Consider the following 19,226-nt stretch of genomic DNA (forward strand, 5'->3'; position numbering starts at 1 on the left):
GCCATGAAGCGTCTGAGCCGGATGGTGTCGCTCGTCGCGGCGGTGCTCGCTGTCGTCGCGCCGCTGGCCGGAGCGGAGGAGATCACGAGGCACTCGGGGACGGTGCTGGCCGTCGACCCGAGCGCCGGAACGCTCGTGCTGGGCGAGGTGGGCCCATGGCGCCTGGAGCGCGGCGAGACCAGGATCACGCGCCTGGCCATCGCGACAAGCCCGACCACCGAGTTCAGCCTGGCCGAGCGCGTGGCTGACGGGTCCGGCGGGTTCCCGGGGGCATTCGCGGAGCGGCTGCTGGACCGGGGGCGGGTGAAGGTGGGCGACTTCGTCACCGTGAGCGGCCGGCGCCAGGGCAAGCGCCTGGCGGCACTCAAAGTGACCGTGTCGACCCTCGACGGGCCATAGGGACGTGCCCCGTCGACTGACGGCGGAGGAGCTGCGCGCGGTCTGCGATCCGGGCTCGCTGCCATTCGCGTCCACGGCGGAGCTCCTGCCGCTGGACGGCATGATCGGCCAGGAGCGGGCGGTGGGCGCCACCGCCTTCGGCATCGGGATGAAGCGCGTCGGCTACAACCTGTTCGTCCTGGGCGCGGCGCGCACCGGCAAGACCTCCACCATGCGCCGCGTGCTCAGCCGGGCCGCCGCCACGGAGCCGACCCCCTCCGACTTCTGTTACGTGTACAACTTCGCCGACCCCTATCGGCCGGTGGCCCTCGAGCTGCCCGCGGGTCGGGGGCGCGAGCTGCGGGAGGAGATGGAGCGGCTCGTGGAGGAATGCCGGTCGCGGCTGCCGCGCGCCTTCGAGAGCGAGGAGTTCGAGCGCCAGAAGGCGCAGATCCTGGAGGAGGTCGGCCGCCGGCAAGAGGCCGAGATGGAGCGCTTCGACGCCGTGGTGCGCGACGCGGGCTTCGCCCTGCTGCGCACGCCGCGCGGGCCGGTGCTCGCTCCGGCGCCGCGCGGGGAGCCGCTCTCCGCCGAGGAGTTCGCGGGGCTGCCCGGAGAGACGAAGAGGGAGCTGGAGGGGCGCGGCGCCGCACTTGGGGAACAGCTGGAGGCCATGCTGCGGCAGCTGCGCCAGCTGGAGCGGGAGGCGCGGCAGGCCCACGCAAAGCTGGTCGAGGACGTGGCCGCCGCGACGATCCAGCACCTGATCCAGGAAGAGCGCGATCGGTTCGCGGGGCTGCCCGCCGTGGACCGGTACCTGGGCGAGGTCGAGAAGGACCTCATGGCCCACGCCGAGGAGTTCAGGCGGCTGGACGAGAAGCCCGCGCTGCCGTTCCTGCCCGCCCCGGGGGCGTTCCTCGATCGCTACCGCGTCAACGTGCTCGTGGATCGCGCCGGAGGGCAAGGGGCCCCGGTGGTGCTGGAGACGAACCCGACCCACAGGAACCTCCTGGGGCGCATCGAGCACCGCGTCCACCTCGGCACGCTGGTCACGGACTTCACCCTCATCAGGGCGGGCGCGCTGCAGCAGGCCAATGGGGGCTTTCTCATCCTGGAGGCCATCGACGTCCTCCGCAATCTCTTCGCCTGGGAGGCCTTGAAGAAGGCGCTGAAGAGCCGGGCCGTGCGCATCGAGGAGCCGTTGCAGGAGCTCAGCGCCTTCAGCGCCGGCACGCTGGCACCCGAGCCCATCCCGCTGTCCGTGAAGGTCGTCCTCATCGGCAGCCCGCAGCTGTACTACCTCCTCTACGCGCTGGACGAGGACTTCGGCGAGCTGTTCAAGGTGAAGGTGGACTTCGACGACTCGCTGCCCCGCACCGGGGAGTACGAGGAGCTCTACGCGCGCTTCGTCGGCGCGGCCTGCGCCGAGGAGGGACTGCCGGCCTTCTCCCGCGAGGGTGTCGCCAAGCTCATCGAGCATGCCTCGCGGCTGGCCGGAGACCGCGGCCGGCTCACCTCCCGCATGGGAGACCTGCTGGACCTGATCCGTGAGTCAGCGTTCTGGGCGGGTGTGGGCGGGTGCGCTCTGGTGGGCGCCGAGGATGTCGGTCGCGCCATCTCCCGGAAGATGCACCGGGCAAACCTCCTGGAGGAGCGCTTCGGTCGGCTCATCCTCGAGGGCACCCACCTCATTGCCACGGACGGTGAGGCCCTCGGACAGGTCAACGGCATCGCGGTGCTCACGGCCGGGGATCACGCCTTCGGTCGCCCCTCCCGGATCACCGCGCGGACCTTCGCCGGCGAGCCCGGAGTGGTGGACATCGAGCGGGAGGTCAAGCTCGGCGGGCCGATCCACTCCAAGGGCATCATGATCCTCGCGGGCTTTCTGGCCGGGCGCTACGCGAGGGAGCGCCCGCTGGCGCTGGCGGCCTCGCTCACCTTCGAGCAGCAGTACGAGGAGGTGGAGGGCGACAGCGCGTCCTCGGCGGAGTGCTACGCGCTGCTGTCGAGCCTCACGGGGATCCCGCTCTCGCAGGCGCTGGCCGTCACGGGCTCGATGAACCAGCAGGGTGAGATCCAGGCGGTCGGCGGGATCAACGAGAAGATCGAGGGGTTCTTCGACATCTGCCGTGCCCGCGGGCTCACGGGCCGGCAGGGCGTGCTGATTCCGGAGTCCAACGCCCGCCACCTCATGCTGCGCGAGGACGTGGTGGAGGCCGTCGGCCACGGGCGCTTCCACGTCCACGCGGTGGGGACCGTGGACGAGGGGATGGCGCTCCTCACGGGGCGGGAGGCCGGGCTGCGCCAGCCCGACGGGGTCTTCCCCGAGGGCAGCGTCAACGCGGCCGTCGAGGCGGCGCTCCAGGCCAACATCGCCCGGCTCAAGGAGCTTCGGGGCAAGTGAGGACGCGGCCGCGCGTCAGGATTCCCTCCTGTCGAGCATCGCAGGCACGCCCGGGCCGCCGGCGCCGGGGCTGACCGTGACCCGCGCCGGCGGCCCCTCGTCGAGCGAGACCCGTGTCGGCAGGAGTTGCTCGACGACCCACGCGACCGTCCGGAGATGCTCGGAGATCGACGGGCAGGTGAGCACCGATGGGTGTTGCGCCAGCGCGAGAAACGGCAGGAGCTGATCGGCCAGGTGATCGTCCACGGCGGCGCCGCTGTCGAGATAGGCGAACAGCGGATCCACGGCGGCGTCGGCCACCGCCTCGGCCCTGAGGCCTCGGCGGCCCAGCGCGCAGAAGCCGGCGAGTCTGCCCGGCCCGGCGGCGGTGAGCAGGAGGGAGGTCCCGGGCCCCAGCGCGTCGTCGTCGCCGGCGACGGCGATGTCGGCCTGGAGGCAGCGCTCCTCGAGTCGCGCGAGGGCCCGCCGACGCTGACGCTCGGCGATGGTCACCGGCAGCCGCGACACCGTGGAGATGCCGGCGAGGCACGGCGGCCCGGCCGGGGTCTCCCAGCGGAGGGCGCGGAGCCCGCGGGCCGGAGTCATGGCAGCCTCGATCTCCCCGCCACCGGCGGGATACCAGCCCCGCCGGCGGAGCGAGACGGTGATGTCCACGCCGATCTCGCGCAGCACTGGCAGGAAGACGCCGATGAGATAGTCCACCGTCGGGCTCCACGGCACATGGGTGCCACCCACGAGCGTGAGGCGCGAGGTGGCCTCCGCGTGCGCCAGGGGGAGCAGGAGCGCCTGGAAGAGCAGTGACACGGAACCTGCGCTTCCCGTGACGGCGCCCACGTCGAACCGGTAATGCCCACCTCTGAGGATCCGCGGCTCGAAAGAGATCTCCATCGAGCCGAGCGCGTCACCCTGCACCCGTGCATCGCTGATGGCGGCCAGTGCCCGCACCACCGTCAGGTGCTGTGGCTGGAGGCCCGGTCTTGGCCGGCGCGCCCGGATGCGAGTGATGGTGAGGGGGCGGCAGAGCAGGACCGCGAGGGACAGCGCCGTGCGAACGATCTGGCCACCGCCCTCGCCGTGGGAGCCGGCGAGCGTCAGCGTGCTCAGACCGCGCCGTACCAGTAGGGGATGTCGGCCTGGACCACCAGGTGGTCCTCGATGCCCCGGACGCCCGGGACGGTCCGCGCCATGGTCCCGATGGCGGACCTCTCGGTCTCGCTGCTCACCAGACCCCAGAGGGCCAGGACGCCCTCCCTGGCCTGGACCACGATGGCGCGGCTGGACACCCAGGGCTCGCGGTCGAGCCGGGCCTTCATCTCCGACATCAGCGCAGCGTCGGAGGCGGTGGCGGCCGTCGGCGCCGGGGCCGTCGAGAGGGCCTTGACGAGATCCCCCCGGCTGACGATCCCCACGACCCGGCCATCCGCGACGACGGGCAGGCGGCGGATCCGGTGGCGGTCGAGGATGACCGCGGCGGATTCGATGGGGAGATCGGGGCTCGCCGAGATCACGGCCGTGCTCATCACCTCGCCCACCGTGGTCCCGACGGCTTTCTGGTACTCCCGGGCGAGCCGCTCGCCGTCCTCGAAGAAGAGGCGCCACCAGGACAGCCGCTCCCGGTGCTTCTGGCGCAGGATGAGATCGCCTTCGCTGATGACGCCGACCAGCTTGCCGGCATCGTCGACCACCGGGAGACCGCTGACGGTGTGATTCACCATGAGACGGGCGGCCTCGTGGATGGCAGTCCCGGGAGACGTCGTGATCACGTCGTGGGTCATGACCTCTTCGACCTTCATGGTCCACCTCCTCCGGGCCGCCGGCCCGGTCCATGGTTCCCGAGAAGGTTGCACAGCAAGCCTCGTGCCCCGCCCGGATGACTCGACGATGGCTCCCGGAGCAGGGCAAGTCAAGGAGAAGGCCGAAGGCCCGGCAGGTGGGCTGCGGCGGCGATGTCCCAGGTGAGACAGCGGCGCCCCGTCGGGCCGGAGCCGACAGCCGGAAAGGCCGCGAAATCCTGACGGGCCCGAGCGGCACCCAACTTGCTCGTCATGCGAGAGGGCCCAGACCCAAGTGCTGGCGGGAGGCAGCGAGCGTCATGGCCGACGGGACACTGGCCGGGCTCTCCTGGAACCGCGTGGACGCGAGCGGGTCATTGCCCGCTCGTTCGATGAGGCGCGGCGGCCGGTGGCTCACGCTCACCTGGGCCGAGGTCGGAGAGCGCGTCCGCGACGCGGCGCTGGCTCTGCCCGCCCTCGGCAGGAAAACGGGCGAGGCCGTGGCGCTCGTGTCCCGACGCCGCGCCCACCGGGTCTGGGCCGACTGCATCGTTCTCCGAGCCGCCCGCCTTACGGCGCGCACCCATTCGACATCGAGTCGCTCCACCGCCGGCAGCGCCCGGCGGGGCGCGGGCCCCGGTGGAGCCAGCATGGAGGAGTCGCCATGGCCACGTATGTCATGCTGACCCGGTTGAACCCCGAGGCCGTGAAGGTGCCGCAAGACCTCAAGAGGCTGGAGCGGGCCGTCGCCGATCACGTACGCAGAGACTGCCCGCAGGTGAGGTGGATCTCCAGCTACGCGCTGCTGGGCCCCTACGACTACCTGGATCTCTTCGAAGCCCCCGACGAGGAGACGGCCGCCAGGGTCCTGGTGATCGCGCGCTCCTACGGCCACGCCCAGACCGAGACATGGACCGCCGTGCCATGGGACCGCTTTGAGAGCCTCCTCTCGACGGTCGTCGTGGCAGCCTGACGCCGCTGCGATGCTCTGGGCCGTCGTGCTCGCGGGAGGCGAGGGGGTGCGCCTCCGGCCTCTCACGCGTCGTGTGGCAGGTGACGAGCGCCCCAAGCAATACGTGCGGCTCATCGGCCCGCACTCCCTGCTGCGGCAGACCATCGACCGCGTGGCCCGCCTGGTGGTGGCGGAGCGCACGGTCATCGTGACCCAGCGGCGTCACGCCGGCTATCTCGGCCCCGAGGTGTCCGGGGGCTCGGGGCTCCGGGTCCTGGCCCAGCCCGAGGACCGGGGCACGGCGGCGGGCATCCTCTTTCCAGCCCACTGGATCTCCATGCGGGACCCCGACGCCACGGTGGCCATCTTTCCCTCCGACCACTTCATCCGCGAGGAGGACCTCCTCATGGGGTGCGTGGCCGAGGCGGCTGCGGCCGTCGGTCGCGATCCGGGCCGTATCGTGGTCCTCGGAGCCCGGCCGAACGACGCGGATCCAGGCTATGGCTGGATCGAGCCGGGGAGCGCCCTGGCGGAGGCCGGGACGGCGCTCTACCGGGTGAAGCGCTTCTGGGAGAAACCCACAGCCGAACGGGCGAGGCGATGTCTCGACCAGGGCTGCCTCTGGAACACTCTCATCCTGGTCGCCCGCGCCTCGCTGCTCCTGACGGCGGGCGCGCGGTTGCTTCCGGCGCTCTCCGGGCGCCTGGCCCGCATCTCCGCCTTCGCGGGCACGGAGGAGGAGCCGTGGGCCGTCCAGCAGGCCTACGCGCTGGCGCCCCACGCCAGCTTCTCGCGCGCCTTCCTCGAAGCCGCACCCTTCCTGCTCGCGGTGCGCGCCCTGCCGCCCCTGCTGTGGTCTGACCTGGGAACGCCCGAGCGTGTCCTGAGGATGCTGGAGCGGCTGGGGCTGGAGCCGCCCTGGCTCGCGACCCTGGCGCGCCCAGCCTGACCGGGGTCAGCTCGTGACGGGCGGTCCGAACCTCCTGCGGGTGAGGTGAGGGGGGGCCCTTGACAGAGGCGGCGCCGAACCTGGGCGACTACGCCGAGGCGCGGAGAACCTTCTCGTGGGAGGCCGCGCGGGCCCAGCTCGACGGCCTACCGGGGGGACGCGGGCTCAACATCGCTCATGAGGCGGTGGACCGGCATGCCGCCGGCCCCCGCCGGGACCACCTGGCCATCCGCTGGCTGGGCAGGGGCGGAGAGGTCGAGGACCTCAGCTACGAGCGGCTCGGCAGACTCACGAACCGCTTCGCCAACGTCCTGCGGCTCCTCGGCGTCCGCCCGGAGGAGCGCGTCTATGCGCTCGCCGGGCGCATTCCCGCTCTCTACGTGGCCGCGCTGGGGACGCTCAAGAACCGGAGCGTCTTCTGCCCGCTCTTCTCGGCCTTCGGCCCCGAGCCCATCCGCGCACGACTCGGCATCGGCCGGGCTCGCGTGCTCGTGACCACGCCCTCCCTGTACGAGCGGAAGGTCGCCGGCCTTCGCGGCTCGCTCCCCGATCTGGAGCACGTGCTGCTCGTCGGGGAAGACGGCCGGTCGACGGCCCTGCCGGGGACGCTGGACTACGGCGGGCTCATGGATGAGGCTGGCGAGCAGTTCACGATCGGCCCCACGGATCCCGAGGACCCGGCGCTCCTGCATTTCACGAGCGGCACCACGGGCAAGCCCAAGGGGGCGCTCCACGTGCACGAGGCCGTGGTGGCGCACCACATCACGGGCCGCCTGGCGCTGGACCTGCACCCCGACGACATCTTCTGGTGCACCGCGGACCCCGGCTGGGTCACGGGGACCTCCTACGGGATCATCGCCCCCCTCACGAACGGCCTGACCAGCATCGTGGACGAGGCGGAGTTCGATGCGGAGCGCTGGTACGGCGTCCTCGAGGCGGAGCGCGTGACGGTCTGGTACACGGCGCCGACGGCCATCCGCATGCTGATGAAGCTCGGCGCCGACCTGGCCCGGAAGCGGGATCTGCGCGCGCTTCGCTTCCTCGCCAGTGTCGGGGAGCCCCTGAACCCCGAGGCGGTGGTCTGGGGCGAGGAGGCCTTCGGGCGGCCCTTCCACGACAACTGGTGGCAGACCGAGACCGGCGGGATCATGATCGCGAACTTCGCCGCCACGGAGATCCGGCCGGGCTCCATGGGGCTGCCGCTGCCCGGTATCGACATGGCCGTCGTCCGCAAGGTGGGCGAGGACGGCGCGGAGGTCATCGAGGCGCCCGACGTGCAGGGGGAGCTGGCGCTGCGCCCGGGTTGGCCGTCGATGTTCCGCGGCTACTGGCGCGAGCCCGAGCGGTACCGCAAGTGCTTCGCCGGGGGCTACTACCTGACGGGCGACCTGGTCCGGCGCGATGCCGACGGGTACGTGTGGTTCGTCGGGCGCGCCGACGATGTGATCAAGACCTCCGGCCACCTGGTGGGGCCCTTCGAGGTGGAGAGCGTCCTGATGGAGCACACCGCCGTGGCCGAGGCCGGGGTGATCGGCAAGCCTGACCACGTGGCCATGGAGGTGGTCAAGGCCTTCGTCGCGCTCAAGGATGGCCATGCGCCCACGCCAGCCCTCCGCCGGGAGCTGCTGGCCTGGTGCCGTTCGCGGCTCGGCGCGGTGGTCGCGCCCAGGGAGATCGACTTCCGGCCGAGCCTGCCGAAGACGCGCAGCGGGAAGATCATGCGGCGGCTGCTGAAGGCGCGGGAGCTGGGGCTGCCGGAAGGCGACACCTCCACCCTCGAGGAGGGCTGAATGCCGCTCGGCCTCGAGCGAGCCCACGCCCTCGATCTCTTGCGCCAGATGGTCCTCATCCGGCGCTTCGAGGAGCAGGCGGCCGAGCTCTACACGCTGGGCAAGATCCGCGGCTTCCTCCACCTCTACATCGGCGAGGAGGCCGTGGCCGTGGGAGCCATGCAGGCGCTCACGGCGGAGGACGCCATCGTGGCGACGTACCGGGAGCATGGCCACGCCCTCGCCCGTGGCATCCCGGCTGGCTCGCTGATGGCCGAGATGTACGGCAAGGCCAGCGGCTGCAGCCGGGGGCGCGGCGGCTCCATGCACTTCTTCGACGTCTCGCGGCGCTTCTACGGGGGCCATGCCATCGTGGGAGGGGGGCTGCCCGTCGCCGTGGGGCTGGCGCTGGCCGACCGGATGCAGTCGCGGGCCCGCGTCACGGCGTGCTTCTTCGGGGACGGCGCCGTGGCGGAGGGCGAGTTCCACGAGTCGCTGAACCTGGCGGCCCTCTGGACTCTCCCCGTGCTCTTCCTCTGCGAGAACAACCTGTACGCCATGGGCACGGCGCTCGAGCGACACCAGTCGCAGACCGACATCCGGCGCAAGGCGGAAGCCTACGACCTCCAGGCCGAGGCGGTGGACGGCATGGATGTGCTGGCCGTGGAGGAAGCCGCGGGCCGGGCGGCCTCCCGCGTGCGCGGGGGCCGCGGCCCCTTCCTCCTCGAGCTCAGGACCTATCGCTTCCGCGCCCACTCCATGGCGGATCCGGATCTCTACCGGACGAAGGAGGAGATCGAGGGCTGGAAGCAGCGCGACCCCATCGCCCGCTACGCGGATCGGCTGCGGGGGCGGGGGATGCTCGATGCCGCCGGCCTGGCGACCATCGAGGCCTCGGTGGCAGGCGAGGTCGGGGCGGCCGTCGCCGCAGCCGAGGCGGGGGCGTGGGAGCCCGTGGAGGACCTGACCCGGGACGTCTACACCCCGCGGACTCCGTCGGGCCCGAGGATGCCGTGGTCAAGCTGACCTATCGCGAGGCGGTGCGCTCGGCGCTCAGGGAGGCGCTCCGGAGCGACGCGCGCGTCTTCCTGATGGGCGAGGACGTCGGGCTTTACGGGGGCGCCTTCGCGGTGAGCCGGGGGCTCCTGGAGGAGTTCGGGCCGGAGCGGGTGCGGGACACCCCGCTGTCGGAGTCCACTTTCGTCGGGGCGGGCATCGGCGCGGCGCTGGGCGGGATGCGGCCCATCGTGGAGATCATGACGGTGAACTTCAGCCTGCTGGCCCTCGACCAGATCGTCAACAACGCAGCCACGCTGCGCCACATGTCGGGCGGCCAGCTCTCTGTCCCGCTCGTCGTGCGCATGGCGACGGGCGGCGGCCGCCAGCTCGCCGCCCAGCACTCGCACAGCCTCGAGGGATGGTACGCCCACATCCCCGGGATCACGGTCGTGACTCCCGCGACGCCGGCCGATGCCCGGGGCATGCTCCTCGGCGCGCTCGCCGAGCCGGACCCGGTGTTCATCTTCGAGAACGCCACGCTGTACCCCACGGAGGGCGAGGTGGACGAGAGCGCGGGGCCTGCGGATCTTCACCAGGCTGCGGTGAGGCGGGCTGGCGAGGCCCTGACGCTGATCACCTATGGAGGCTCGCTCCCGAAGACGCTGGCCGCGGCGGATCAGCTCGCGGCGGAGGGGATCGACGCCGAGGTCATCGATCTTCGCTCGCTGCGGCCTCTGGACGTGCCGACCATCCTGGGATCGCTGGCGAGAACCCACCGGGCCGTGATCGTGGACGAGGGCTGGCGGGCGTGCAGCTTCGCGGCCGAGGTGAGTGCCCGGATCATGGAGGGCGGCTTCTTCGATCTCGACGCGCCGGTGGGTCGCGTCTGCAGCGCTGAAGTGCCCATCCCCTACGCCAAGCACATGGAGGATGCGGCGCTCCCGCAGGCGCCGGCCATCGTCCGGGCCGCCCTGGAGGTGCTTCGCCGACATGGCTGAGCTCCTCATGCCCATCCTCGAGGCCGACATGCGCGCAGGCACCCTCGTGGCATGGCGCAAGCAGGCGGGGGACCGGGTGAGGCGCGGGGACGTGGTGGCCGACGTCGAGACCGACAAGGGGCTGATCGCGGTGGAAACCTTCCTCACCGGGACCATCGAGAGGATCCTCGTGGAGCCCGGAGCCACGGTCCCCACCGGCACGGCGCTCGCGATCGTCCGCGAGGACGCGGCGGCGCCGGGCGCCCCGCCGCCCCTGGCGGCATCTGCGGCCGCCTCCGCGGCGCCGGCTCCGGGCCGCGTCCGCATCTCCCCCCTGGCGCGCAAGGTCGCCGCCGACCTCGGGATCGATCCCGCGACGGTCAGGGGGACGGGCCCTGGCGGAGCGGTGACGCGCGACGACGTCGAGCGCGCCCGAGCGCCACGGCACGCAGCGAGCCCGCCGGGGGCGCCCGCGGCTCAGGCCGACCGCCAGGCCAGGCTCCGCCAGACCATCGGAGCGGCGATGGGCCGTTCCAAGCGGGAGATCCCCCACTACTATCTTGCGACCACCATCGACATGCAGCGCGCGCTCGGGTGGCTCGCGGAGGAGAACCTCAGGCGGCCGGTAGCCGACCGGCTGCTGTACGGGGTTCTCCTCATCAAGGCGGTTGCCAGGGCCGTGAGCGAGGTTCCGGAGCTGAACTCCGTGTGGCGAGGGGATCGGGCGGTCCGGAGCGACGCCGTACACGTGGGCGTGGCCATCTCGCTCCGGGGCGGCGGGGTGGTGGCACCTGCGCTGCACGATGCCGACGGCCAGCCCCTGGACGACCTGATGCGCCGGTTCCGCGACCTCGTCCAGCGTGCGCGCACCGGGGGCCTGCGCTCCTCCGAGATCGCGGACCCGACGATCACCGTGACGAGCCTCGGCGAGCAGGGGGTCGAGAGCGTGTTCGGGATCATCTTCCCGCCCCAGGTGGCCATCGTCGGCTTTGGGAAGATCGTCGAACGCCCGTGGTCCGTCGCGGGCGCGATCGTCTCGCGGCCCGTGATGACGGCCACGCTGTCGGCCGACCATCGGATCAGTGATGGACACCGTGGTGCGCGCTTCCTGGCGGCGGTGGACAGGCTGCTCCAGGAGCCGGACCGGCTATGACGGCCGGCGAGATCCGGGCGGAGGTCCTGGCAGCGCTCGGCGACATCGCCCCCGAGGCCGATCTCGCCTCGCTGCGCGCGGAGGTGGGGTTTCGCGAGCAGCTCGATGTCGACTCCATGGATCTCCTCAACTTCGTCGTCGCGCTGCACGAGAGGCTCGGGGTCGACATTCCCGAGGCCGACTATCCGAAGCTCTCCACGCTCGACCGGTGCGTCGAGTACCTGGCTGCCCGGACAGCCGCCGGGCGGGAGGCTGGAGGGGCCTAGACGGGCACCGGGGCGGTCGTGCCTCAACCGGGATCGGGAGTCCCAGCCCCGACTGAACCACATGGGGCCAAGTACCTGTGTGCATGGGGTTCTGGAGTGGCACCCGAGTTGCTCCTGGAGCTCCTTGATGGCTTGGGAGGGGACGAGGGAGGGGAGGAGACGCCATGGCTCACAAGAAGGTCCTGTTCCGGGCCGAAGCCCGCGAGCGCCTGCTGCGCGGCGTCGCCACGCTCACCGATGCGGTCCGCGTGACGCTCGGGCCACGATCGAAGTCGGTGCTCATCGAGAAGCGCTACGGCAGCCCCATCGTGTGCAACGACGGCGTCACCATCGCCAAGGAGATGGAGCTCGAGGACCCGGTGGAGAATCTCGGGGCGCACATGATCCGCCAGGCGGCGGAGCGCACTGGCGAGGCGGTGGGCGATGGCACGAGCACCGCCACGATCCTGGCACACGCCATCTTCGCCGACGGCGTACGGAACGTGGTGGCGGGGGCCAGCGCCATCGACCTCAAGCGGGGGCTCGACCGGGGGGCGCGGGTGGCCATCGAGGCGCTGCGCGGGCTCTCCCGCCCGGTGCAGAGCCGCAAGGAGAAGGCCCAGGTGGCCACCATCTCGGCCCACAACGACCCCGTCATCGGGGAGCTGGTGGCGGAGGCCACGGAGCGCGTCGGCGCGGAGGGCGTCATCACGCTGGAGGAGTCCAAGGGCACGGAGACCCAGATCGAGGTGGTGGAGGGGATGCAATTTGATCGCGGCTACATCTCCCCCTACTTCGTCACCGACGCGGAGAAGATGGAGGCGGTGCTGGAGGACGTGCTCCTGCTCGTCACGGACAGGAAGCTCGGCGTGATGAAGGACCTGCTGCCGCTGCTGGAGCAGGTGGCCCGCACCGGGCAGTCCATCCTCCTCATCGCGGAGGACGTGGACGGCGAGGCGCTGGCGACCCTCGTCGTCAACAAGCTCCGGGGCACGCTCCGCTGCGCGGCGGTCAAGGCTCCGGGCTTCGGCGACCGGCGGAAGGAGATGCTGCAGGACATCGCCACCCTCACCGGTGGCCAGGCGGTCACCGAGGAGCTCGGCGTCAAGCTCGAGAACCTCGCGGTGGAGCAGCTCGGCCGGGCGAAGCGTGTCGTCGTGGATCGCGAGCACACCACCATCATCGGCGGGGGCGGCGACAAGGCCGCGATCGAGGGGCGCAAGCAGCAGCTCCGCGCGCAGAAGGAGAAGACCACCAGCGAGTACGACCGGGAGAAGCTCGAGGAGCGGTTGGCCAAGCTCGCGGGCGGGGTGGCGGTGATCCGCGTGGGCGCGCCGTCGGAGGCCGAGATGAAGAGCCGCAAGGAAGCGCTCGACGACGCCATCGCCTCGACGAAGGCCGCCGTGCAGGAAGGGGTGGTTCCGGGCGCCGGCCTGGCCCTGCTCCGCGCCATGGAGGCGGTGGAAAAGGAGGAGCGGAGCGCGGAGGGCGACGCGCGCACGGGCCTCATGATCCTCAGGCGCGCCCTGGAGTCGCCCGCCCGGCAGCTCGCCGAGAACTCCGACGTGGACGGGGGCGTCGTCGTGAACGAGATGCGGAAGAGCGCGGGCACCCTGGGCTTCGACGCCGCGCGGCGCGAATACGTGGATCTCGTGGCGGCCGGCATCATCGACCCGACGAAGGTGGTGCGGGTGGCCCTCGAGAACGCCGTGTCCGTGGCGAGCCTCCTGCTGCTCACCGAGGCCACGCTGACCGAGGTGCCGGAGGAGAAGAAGGAACCGGCGATGTCGATGCACGAGTAGCCCACGCGCGAGGGGAGCCCGATGATCGTCGGCGTGCCGAAGGAGATCAAGCCGGGAGAGCAGCGCGCGGCGCTCACTCCCGCCGGGGCCCACGCGCTGTCCGGGGCCGGCCAGCGGGTGGTGGTGGAGGCCGGGGCCGGGGCCGGCAGCGGGATCCGCGACGAGGAGTACGCGGCCGTCGGCGCGGACATCGGCGCCGCTGCGGAGGTCTGGGCCGAGGCCGACCTCGTCCTGAAGGTGAAGGAGCCACTGCCCGAGGAGTACGGGCGCATGCGGCGGGGGCAGATCCTCTTCACCTACCTCCACCTGGCGGCCGTGCCCGAGCTGACGCGGGCGCTGCAGAGGGCGGAGGTGATTGCCCTCGGCTACGAGACGGTGCAGCGGGCCGACGGGAGCCTGCCTCTCCTGACGCCCATGAGCGAGGTTGCCGGGCGCCTCGCCGTGCAGGAAGGGGCGTACTATCTGAGCAAGGCTCACGGGGGGCGGGGCATCCTCCTGGCCGGCGTTCCCGGCGTGCCGCGGGGCAACGTGGTGGTCCTGGGGGCCGGCACAGTCGGGCTCAACGCCGCCAGGGTTGCCCTCGGTCTGGGCGCGGACCTGTCCATCCTCGACGTGAGCCTCGATCGGTTGCGCCACGCGGACGAGGTGTTCCGGGGGCGGGCCGTGACGCTGGCCTCGAACGCCTTCAACATCGCCCGGGTCGTGGAGCGGGCCGATCTTCTCATCGGCTGCGTGCTGGTGCCGGGCGCCCGGGCCCCCCTGCTCGTGACGCGGGAGCTGGTGGAGCGGATGAAGGACGGGGCCGTGATCGTCGACGTGGCGGTGGACCAGGGCGGCTGCGTGGCTACGATCCGGCCCACCACCTTGCTCGAACCCGTCTACCGCCTGGGAGGTGTCGTCCACTACGGCGTTGCCAACATGCCGGCGCTGGTGCCGCGGACCTCGACCTTCGCCCTCACCAACGCGACCCTGCCGTACGTCCTCACGCTGGCAGCCCTGGGACCCGCCCGGGCCGTTGCCTCGAGCCCCGAGCTGGCCCCGGGGGTCAACGTCTGGCGCGGCAGGATCACTCACCCGGCCGTCGCCGAGTCCGTGGGGGAGTCGGCGGTGCCCCTGGCGACATGCCTGTCCGAGGAGAAGCGGTGATGCTGGTCCGCGACGTGATGCAGTCGAAGGTGACTGTCATCTCTCCCGCGACGACGGTGCCGGAGGCGGTGCGCCTGGCCCAGCTGCGCGGCATCCGCCACCTGCCCGTCGTCGAGAACGGGGAGATCACGGGCATGGTGTCCGACCGCGACCTCAAGCGCGCCATGCCCTCGGGGGCCACGGTCCTCGAGGCTCACGAGCTGCGCTACCTGCTCGAGCGGCTGCCCGTGTCCGAGATCATGACCCGCGTGGTGATCACCACGGGGCCCATGTTCCCCGTGGAGGAGGCCGCGCGGCTCATGGTCGCCGAGAGGATCAGCGCGCTGCCCGTCACCGAGGGGGGGCGGCTCGTCGGCATCGTGACGGAGACGGACGTGCTGGAGCTCTTCGTGCGGGCCATGGGCGCCCATGAACCGTCGAGCCGGCTGGACGTGGAGCTGCCCGATCGTCCCGCGGCCCTGACGGAGGTGGTGCAGGTGGTCGAGGCCGCCGGCGCCACGATCTCGAGCGTCATCACCCTGGTCCACCGCGCCGGCCACAAGGAGGCGATCATTCGCGTCGCGACCATCAACCCGGGACCCGCCATCCGGGCGCTGGAAGACAAGGGATACACGGTCAGGGATTCCTGGCGGGGGTGAGCTCGCAGCTGGCAGGAGCACCACCGTCGGAGCCGGGGGCGCTGTGTGCGCCGCCGGGTCGCGGCGGGTCCGGGGGCGAGGGGCCCGGGGTGGGGGCGGAGGGGCCGCGCATCGGCTTCCCGGAGCGTGAGGAGGTGGCGCGCATGGTTGCGGAGGCCAGTGCCGGAGAAGAGAAGCCGGCCAGGGCCGAAGGCCTCGGCGTGTCGTTCAAGAGCCCGAGGGGGCTCAGGCTCGCCGGCGAGTTGCTGGTGCCCGAGGGGCCCGGGCCGCACCCGGTGGTGGTCGTGGCCGGCGCGGGCGTCGGAGGGACGGCCAGCCTGGAGAGCCGGATGCTGGCGCAGGCGCTCTTGGCCCACGGGCTGGCGGCCTTCCTCTTCGACTGGACGGGGTGCGGGGACAGCGAGGGCGACTCTGCGCAGTGCACGCCGGAGCAGCAGCTGGAGGATGTGCGCGCCGCGGTGGCGGCCCTCGACGCCTTCGACGAGATCGACGCGACGCGCGTCTCGCTGGCCGGGCTCGGCTCGGGCGTGGTTGCCGCGACCCGCGCGGTGGGAGCGGATCCGCGCGTGCGGGCGTTCATCGTGTTCACGGGCGACCTGGACGCTGCTGCTGCGGGGGCGCCGCCGCCAAGGGTGCCGGTGCTCAGGCTGGCTGACGCGCGGGAGGCGGCCCGGGCCGCCACGTGGCTGCGGCAGCGGCTGGGGTGAGAGGGAGGGTCATCATGGGGCTCAATGCTCGACTCAAGCAGTTCCTGGACGACCGCAACATTCCGTGTGTGACAATGCCGCACCGCGAGGCCTTCACCGCGAAGGAGGTCGCCACCGCCACCCACGTGGCCGAGCGCGAGCTGGCCAAGGTGGTGGTGGTCCGGGAGGAGGGCGCGGGGCACCTGATGGTGATCCTCCCGCCGGCCTGCCGCATCGACCTTCAGGCCGTGCGGCGTGCCAGCGGCCGGCGGCATCTGACGCTGGCCACCGAGACCGAGATCGGCTGGCTCTTCCCGGATTGCGAGATGGGGGCCATGCCCCCCTTCGGCAACCTCTACGGGATGCCGGTCTACGTCGATGCCTGCCTGCAGCGGACGGGCGAGATCTTCTTCCAGGCCGGGAACCATCACGAGGTTGCTCGCCTCCCCTACCGCGACTACGAGCGGCTGGTGACGCCGGTGGCGGGGGAGTTCTGTCTCCACGAGCGGGAGAAGGACATGAGCGGCTGAGGTCAGGACGGACTCGCAGGCTCCTCGCCGAGCCGGCGTGCGATCACCTCCCGCGAACGATCGCGCAGACGGACGAGGGCGGGCCAGCCGCCGCCCTCGGCCGGGATCGGAGCGCCCACCGCGATGGTGATCGCCCCCCGACGCGGTAGCCAGCTGTCCGCGGGGAGGATCTCCCGAGTCCCGCGGATCGCCACGGGGATTACCGGGCAGCCGGTCTCGGCTGCCGCCTTGAAGGCGCCCAGCCTGAAGGGCAGGAGCCCAGGGGGGCGCAGGAACGTCCCCTCGGGGAAGACGAGGAGGGAGAGACCGCCCCGGAGCGCAAGGCTGGCCCTGTCGGCGTCCTCGAGGCTCCTCGCCAGATCCGTGCGGTTCACGGTGAGATGACCGGCCTTGCGGAGGACGGTGCCGATGACGGGCGAGCGCAGGAGCTCGCGCTTGGCCACGAAGCGGAACTCGCCCGGGAGCCCCGCCAGGAGCGCCACGGCGTCGAGATAGCTCGAGTGGTTGGCCACCAGGACCGCGGGCCGAGCGCCGCCGAGATGTCCGAGCCCCTCCACGCGCACGGGGCAGCCGGCCAGCGCGAGGATGAGCTGGCACCAGAGCCGGGACAGCCCGTGGGCCGGCCGCCCGCGCGGCACGAGGATCAGCAGCAGCCAGAGCAAGGGCCAGGTCAGCGCGAGCAGTCCGCCCACGTAAGTGCCGTAGAGAAGGGCGCGCAACTGCTGCGCGGCCCGTGAGGCGCTGGCGAAGGCCCCCTCCAGGAGCAGGCGTGCCCACTGGGCGTGGGCCGATGGGCGGCCTCGCGCGAGATCTCCGGCGAGATAGGCGTCCCGCGTGGCGCTGCGCCGCACCTTGCCGCTGGAAGTCTTGAGCACGGTGCCGGGTCCGGCGATCACGACGGCGTCGGGCGGGATGCCGAGGAGCGTCGTGACCTGCTCGATCACGCTTCGCTCGAGGGGCTCCCTGGCCTCGCGGGCAGTGGCACGGCTCTCTGCCACCACGATCAGCCGCTCTGTCCCGAGTGCGGCATCCCAGACGCCGAAGGCCGCCACACACCCCTTGCGGATGCTCGGGATGTCGCCCACGACCTCCTCGACTTCCTGCGGATGGAGGTTGCGCCCCGCCTTGATGATGAGGTCCTTGACGCGGCCCGTGACGAAGAGCTCGCCTTCCGCGAGATAGCCGATGTCGCCGGAGTCGAGCCACCCGTCGCGGCGGACGGCCCGTGTGGCCTCGGGGTTGCGGAAGTAGCCGGCGGCGATCGACGGGCCGCGGATCTCGAGCCGGCCAGCGGCCCGTTCGGGCAGCGACTGTCCGGCGGCATCCACCACCCGCACCTCGTGCCCCGGCAACGGGAGCCCGCAAGAGGCGAACCTGAGGGGGCGGGGATCGGCGGGCGCGGCAGCCAGCGCCTGGCCATGCCGCTCGAAGGGCCCGCGAGCGACCCGGTCCACCCTGGGGAGCCTCCCGCGGGGCGAGGCCGTGAGACCCACTGCGGACTCGGCCAGACCGTAGACGGGGCACATGGCCTCCGGCTTGAAGCCGTAGGCCGAGAAGCGGCGCGTGAAGCGCTCGATAGTCTCGGGGCTCACCGGCTCGGAGCCGTTCAGCGCGAGCCGCCAGGAGGAGAGGTCGAGCCCCTGGAGCTCGTCGTCGCGCACCGTCCGCACGCAGAGGTCGAAGGCGAAATTGGGCGCCGGGGAGAGGGTAGCGCGGTGGGCGCAGACCGTCCAGAGCCAGCGCGCCGGCCGCGAGAGGAAGGCCAGGGGCGGCAGGATGGCGATGGGGATGCCGAAGTAGAGCGAGCCGAGCCACGAGCCTATGAGCCCCATGTCGTGATAGAGCGGCAACCAACTCGCGCCCACGTCGTCGGGGCGGATGGCGAGGGCTTCGCCGATGGCCCGGATATTGGCCAGGATGTTGGCGTGGGAGAGGAGTACGCCCTTGGGCTGGCCCGTGCTCCCGGAGGTGTACTGGATCAGGGCCGGGGAGTCTCCGCCGAGCGAGAAGGCGGGCGGGCGGGCGCCAGTGACGGCCAGCCGCTCCACGGTGGTCACCTCTCCGAGCGCCGGCGCGCGTCCTCGCAGGAGCCTCGCCAGGCGCTCCACCTCGGCGAAGGTGATCAGCAGCCGGGCCTCGGCATTCCTCAGGATGCCGGCCTGCCGGCGCGCATATTCCTCCATCCGATCCGCCCGGAGCGGGGGATAGATCGGGACGGGGACAGCGCCGGCCATGAGCGCACCGAAGAAGGCCTCGAAGAAGGCGGTCTCCGTCCTCAGCATGAGCGCCACGGATTGCCCGCGTGCGATCCCGCGCTCGGCCAGCCCGGCGGCCACGCGGCCGGCGCGGTCGAGGAGGGCCCCGTAGCTGATGGGTCGCTCGGCGCCGCCGTCGTCGCGGAGGAAGATGTGGATGCGGGCAGGATCCGCCTCCGCCTGATGCCGCAGGACCTCCACGAGGGTGGCGGCCGTGGCCGGTGCGCGCGGCCCTGCCGGCAAGGCGGGGAGCGGCTCGTGCGCCTCCTCGGGGACGGCAGGCGCCCCGCGCCCCACGGCGCGGGCCAGGTCGCGGGGGGTATCCGCTTCCGCCATCGTGGCGTCGGGCAGGCGCACGCCGAAGGCCTGCTCGATGCGCAGCAAGAGTTCGACACGCTCCAGGCTGCCCAGCGCGAGATCGCGGTCGAGGGAGTCATCGAGCCCGGGGACGCGGTGTGAGGGCAGCGCGCCCAGCTCCTCGCTGAGCGCGCTGACGATGGCGAGGACGCGCTCCTCGAGGACTTCCGCGGGAATCCCCTGGATCTCGGTGACCGCCATGGCCTCAGCCAGA

The 19,226-nt window shown here is 72.1% G+C and carries 17 protein-coding genes; 14 read left to right on the forward strand and 3 right to left on the reverse strand.

Features of this window, described 5'->3' with window-relative positions:
- Window positions 1–3: 3 nt before the first annotated feature.
- Both HYV93_20515 and HYV93_20520 read left to right on the forward strand, forming a co-directional pair.
- Entirely contained in the window at window positions 4–399 is a 396-nt protein-coding gene (locus tag HYV93_20515; GenBank protein ID MBI2528351.1) for a hypothetical protein, read from the forward strand.
- A 4-nt stretch (window positions 400–403) separates the two neighbouring features.
- Window positions 404–2,782: an AAA family ATPase gene (locus tag HYV93_20520; protein ID MBI2528352.1), complete on the forward strand. Its 2,379-nt coding sequence runs from the start codon at window positions 404–406 to the stop codon at window positions 2,780–2,782.
- Between the two features lie 15 nt (window positions 2,783–2,797).
- On the opposite strand, the gene rtcA is transcribed toward HYV93_20520, so the two are convergent.
- Window positions 2,798–3,730: an RNA 3'-phosphate cyclase gene (gene rtcA / locus HYV93_20525; protein ID MBI2528353.1), complete on the reverse strand. Its 933-nt coding sequence runs from the start codon at window positions 3,728–3,730 to the stop codon at window positions 2,798–2,800.
- A gap of 152 nt (window positions 3,731–3,882) precedes the next feature.
- Window positions 3,883–4,575 (reverse strand): CBS domain-containing protein, encoded by a 693-nt coding sequence (locus HYV93_20530; GenBank protein ID MBI2528354.1) that lies wholly within the window; start codon window positions 4,573–4,575, stop codon window positions 3,883–3,885.
- Between the two features lie 643 nt (window positions 4,576–5,218).
- On the opposite strand from HYV93_20530, the gene HYV93_20535 reads away from it, so the two are divergent.
- The 12 genes from HYV93_20535 to HYV93_20590 all read left to right on the forward strand — a co-directional run bounded on the left by HYV93_20535 (window position 5,219) and on the right by HYV93_20590 (window position 16,400).
- The gene (locus tag HYV93_20535) at window positions 5,219–5,527 is read left to right on the forward strand and encodes a GYD domain-containing protein (protein ID MBI2528355.1); all 309 of its coding nucleotides are present in this window, start codon (window positions 5,219–5,221) and stop codon (window positions 5,525–5,527) included.
- Between the two features lie 10 nt (window positions 5,528–5,537).
- Window positions 5,538–6,455 (forward strand): NTP transferase domain-containing protein, encoded by a 918-nt coding sequence (locus HYV93_20540; GenBank protein MBI2528356.1) that lies wholly within the window; start codon window positions 5,538–5,540, stop codon window positions 6,453–6,455.
- A gap of 59 nt (window positions 6,456–6,514) precedes the next feature.
- Window positions 6,515–8,245, forward strand: coding sequence for an acetate--CoA ligase (gene acsA, locus HYV93_20545; protein ID MBI2528357.1), 1,731 nt, complete (start codon window positions 6,515–6,517; stop codon window positions 8,243–8,245).
- Window positions 8,246–9,250 (forward strand): pyruvate dehydrogenase (acetyl-transferring) E1 component subunit alpha, encoded by a 1,005-nt coding sequence (gene pdhA / locus HYV93_20550; protein MBI2528358.1) that lies wholly within the window; start codon window positions 8,246–8,248, stop codon window positions 9,248–9,250.
- Window positions 9,238–10,221, forward strand: a complete 984-nt coding sequence (locus HYV93_20555; protein ID MBI2528359.1) for an alpha-ketoacid dehydrogenase subunit beta — start codon at window positions 9,238–9,240, stop codon at window positions 10,219–10,221. The genes pdhA and HYV93_20555 overlap by 13 nt, the downstream gene beginning before the upstream one ends.
- Window positions 10,214–11,353, forward strand: coding sequence for a 2-oxo acid dehydrogenase subunit E2 (locus tag HYV93_20560; GenBank protein ID MBI2528360.1), 1,140 nt, complete (start codon window positions 10,214–10,216; stop codon window positions 11,351–11,353). The genes HYV93_20555 and HYV93_20560 overlap by 8 nt, the downstream gene beginning before the upstream one ends.
- On the forward strand, window positions 11,350–11,619 hold the full coding sequence (locus tag HYV93_20565) for an acyl carrier protein (GenBank protein MBI2528361.1): 270 nt from the start codon (window positions 11,350–11,352) through the stop codon (window positions 11,617–11,619). The genes HYV93_20560 and HYV93_20565 overlap by 4 nt, the downstream gene beginning before the upstream one ends.
- Window positions 11,620–11,783: 164 nt before the next feature.
- Complete coding sequence (gene groL / locus HYV93_20570; GenBank protein MBI2528362.1) at window positions 11,784–13,400, forward strand: chaperonin GroEL; 1,617 nt, start codon at window positions 11,784–11,786, stop codon at window positions 13,398–13,400.
- 21 nt (window positions 13,401–13,421) lie between these two features.
- Window positions 13,422–14,546 (forward strand): alanine dehydrogenase, encoded by a 1,125-nt coding sequence (ald, locus tag HYV93_20575; protein ID MBI2528363.1) that lies wholly within the window; start codon window positions 13,422–13,424, stop codon window positions 14,544–14,546.
- Window positions 14,546–15,184, forward strand: a complete 639-nt coding sequence (locus HYV93_20580; GenBank protein MBI2528364.1) for a CBS domain-containing protein — start codon at window positions 14,546–14,548, stop codon at window positions 15,182–15,184. Before ald ends, HYV93_20580 begins: the two co-directional genes overlap by 1 nt.
- Before the next feature lie 89 nt (window positions 15,185–15,273).
- Complete coding sequence (locus HYV93_20585) at window positions 15,274–15,891, forward strand: alpha/beta fold hydrolase (GenBank protein MBI2528365.1); 618 nt, start codon at window positions 15,274–15,276, stop codon at window positions 15,889–15,891.
- A 14-nt stretch (window positions 15,892–15,905) separates the two neighbouring features.
- On the forward strand, window positions 15,906–16,400 hold the full coding sequence (locus HYV93_20590) for a YbaK/EbsC family protein (GenBank protein ID MBI2528366.1): 495 nt from the start codon (window positions 15,906–15,908) through the stop codon (window positions 16,398–16,400).
- Window positions 16,401–16,402: 2 nt separating this feature from the next.
- Here the strand turns inward: HYV93_20590 and HYV93_20595 are convergent, their stop codons facing one another.
- On the reverse strand, window positions 16,403–19,213 hold the full coding sequence (locus HYV93_20595; GenBank protein MBI2528367.1) for an AMP-binding protein: 2,811 nt from the start codon (window positions 19,211–19,213) through the stop codon (window positions 16,403–16,405).
- Between the last annotated feature and the right edge of the window lie 13 nt (window positions 19,214–19,226).

Source organism: Candidatus Rokuibacteriota bacterium (assembly GCA_016188005.1).
Lineage (GTDB): Bacteria > Methylomirabilota > Methylomirabilia > Rokubacteriales > CSP1-6 > UBA12499.

What these genes read in the sequence shown, in the direction of transcription:
- groL (MBI2528362.1), top strand. Translation starts at nt 11,784, where the DNA reads ATGGCTCACAAGAAGGTCCTGTTCCGGGCCGAAGCCCGCGAGCGCCTG.
- ald (MBI2528363.1), top strand. Translation starts at nt 13,422, where the DNA reads ATGATCGTCGGCGTGCCGAAGGAGATCAAGCCGGGAGAGCAGCGCGCG.
- HYV93_20515 (MBI2528351.1), top strand. Translation starts at nt 4, where the DNA reads ATGAAGCGTCTGAGCCGGATGGTGTCGCTCGTCGCGGCGGTGCTCGCT.
- HYV93_20530 (MBI2528354.1), bottom strand. Translation starts at nt 4,575, where the DNA reads ATGAAGGTCGAAGAGGTCATGACCCACGACGTGATCACGACGTCTCCC.
- HYV93_20565 (MBI2528361.1), top strand. Translation starts at nt 11,350, where the DNA reads ATGACGGCCGGCGAGATCCGGGCGGAGGTCCTGGCAGCGCTCGGCGAC.
- HYV93_20590 (MBI2528366.1), top strand. Translation starts at nt 15,906, where the DNA reads ATGGGGCTCAATGCTCGACTCAAGCAGTTCCTGGACGACCGCAACATT.
- HYV93_20540 (MBI2528356.1), top strand. Translation starts at nt 5,538, where the DNA reads ATGCTCTGGGCCGTCGTGCTCGCGGGAGGCGAGGGGGTGCGCCTCCGG.
- HYV93_20595 (MBI2528367.1), bottom strand. Translation starts at nt 19,213, where the DNA reads ATGGCGGTCACCGAGATCCAGGGGATTCCCGCGGAAGTCCTCGAGGAG.
- HYV93_20535 (MBI2528355.1), top strand. Translation starts at nt 5,219, where the DNA reads ATGGCCACGTATGTCATGCTGACCCGGTTGAACCCCGAGGCCGTGAAG.
- pdhA (MBI2528358.1), top strand. Translation starts at nt 8,246, where the DNA reads ATGCCGCTCGGCCTCGAGCGAGCCCACGCCCTCGATCTCTTGCGCCAG.
- HYV93_20560 (MBI2528360.1), top strand. Translation starts at nt 10,214, where the DNA reads ATGGCTGAGCTCCTCATGCCCATCCTCGAGGCCGACATGCGCGCAGGC.
- HYV93_20580 (MBI2528364.1), top strand. Translation starts at nt 14,546, where the DNA reads ATGCTGGTCCGCGACGTGATGCAGTCGAAGGTGACTGTCATCTCTCCC.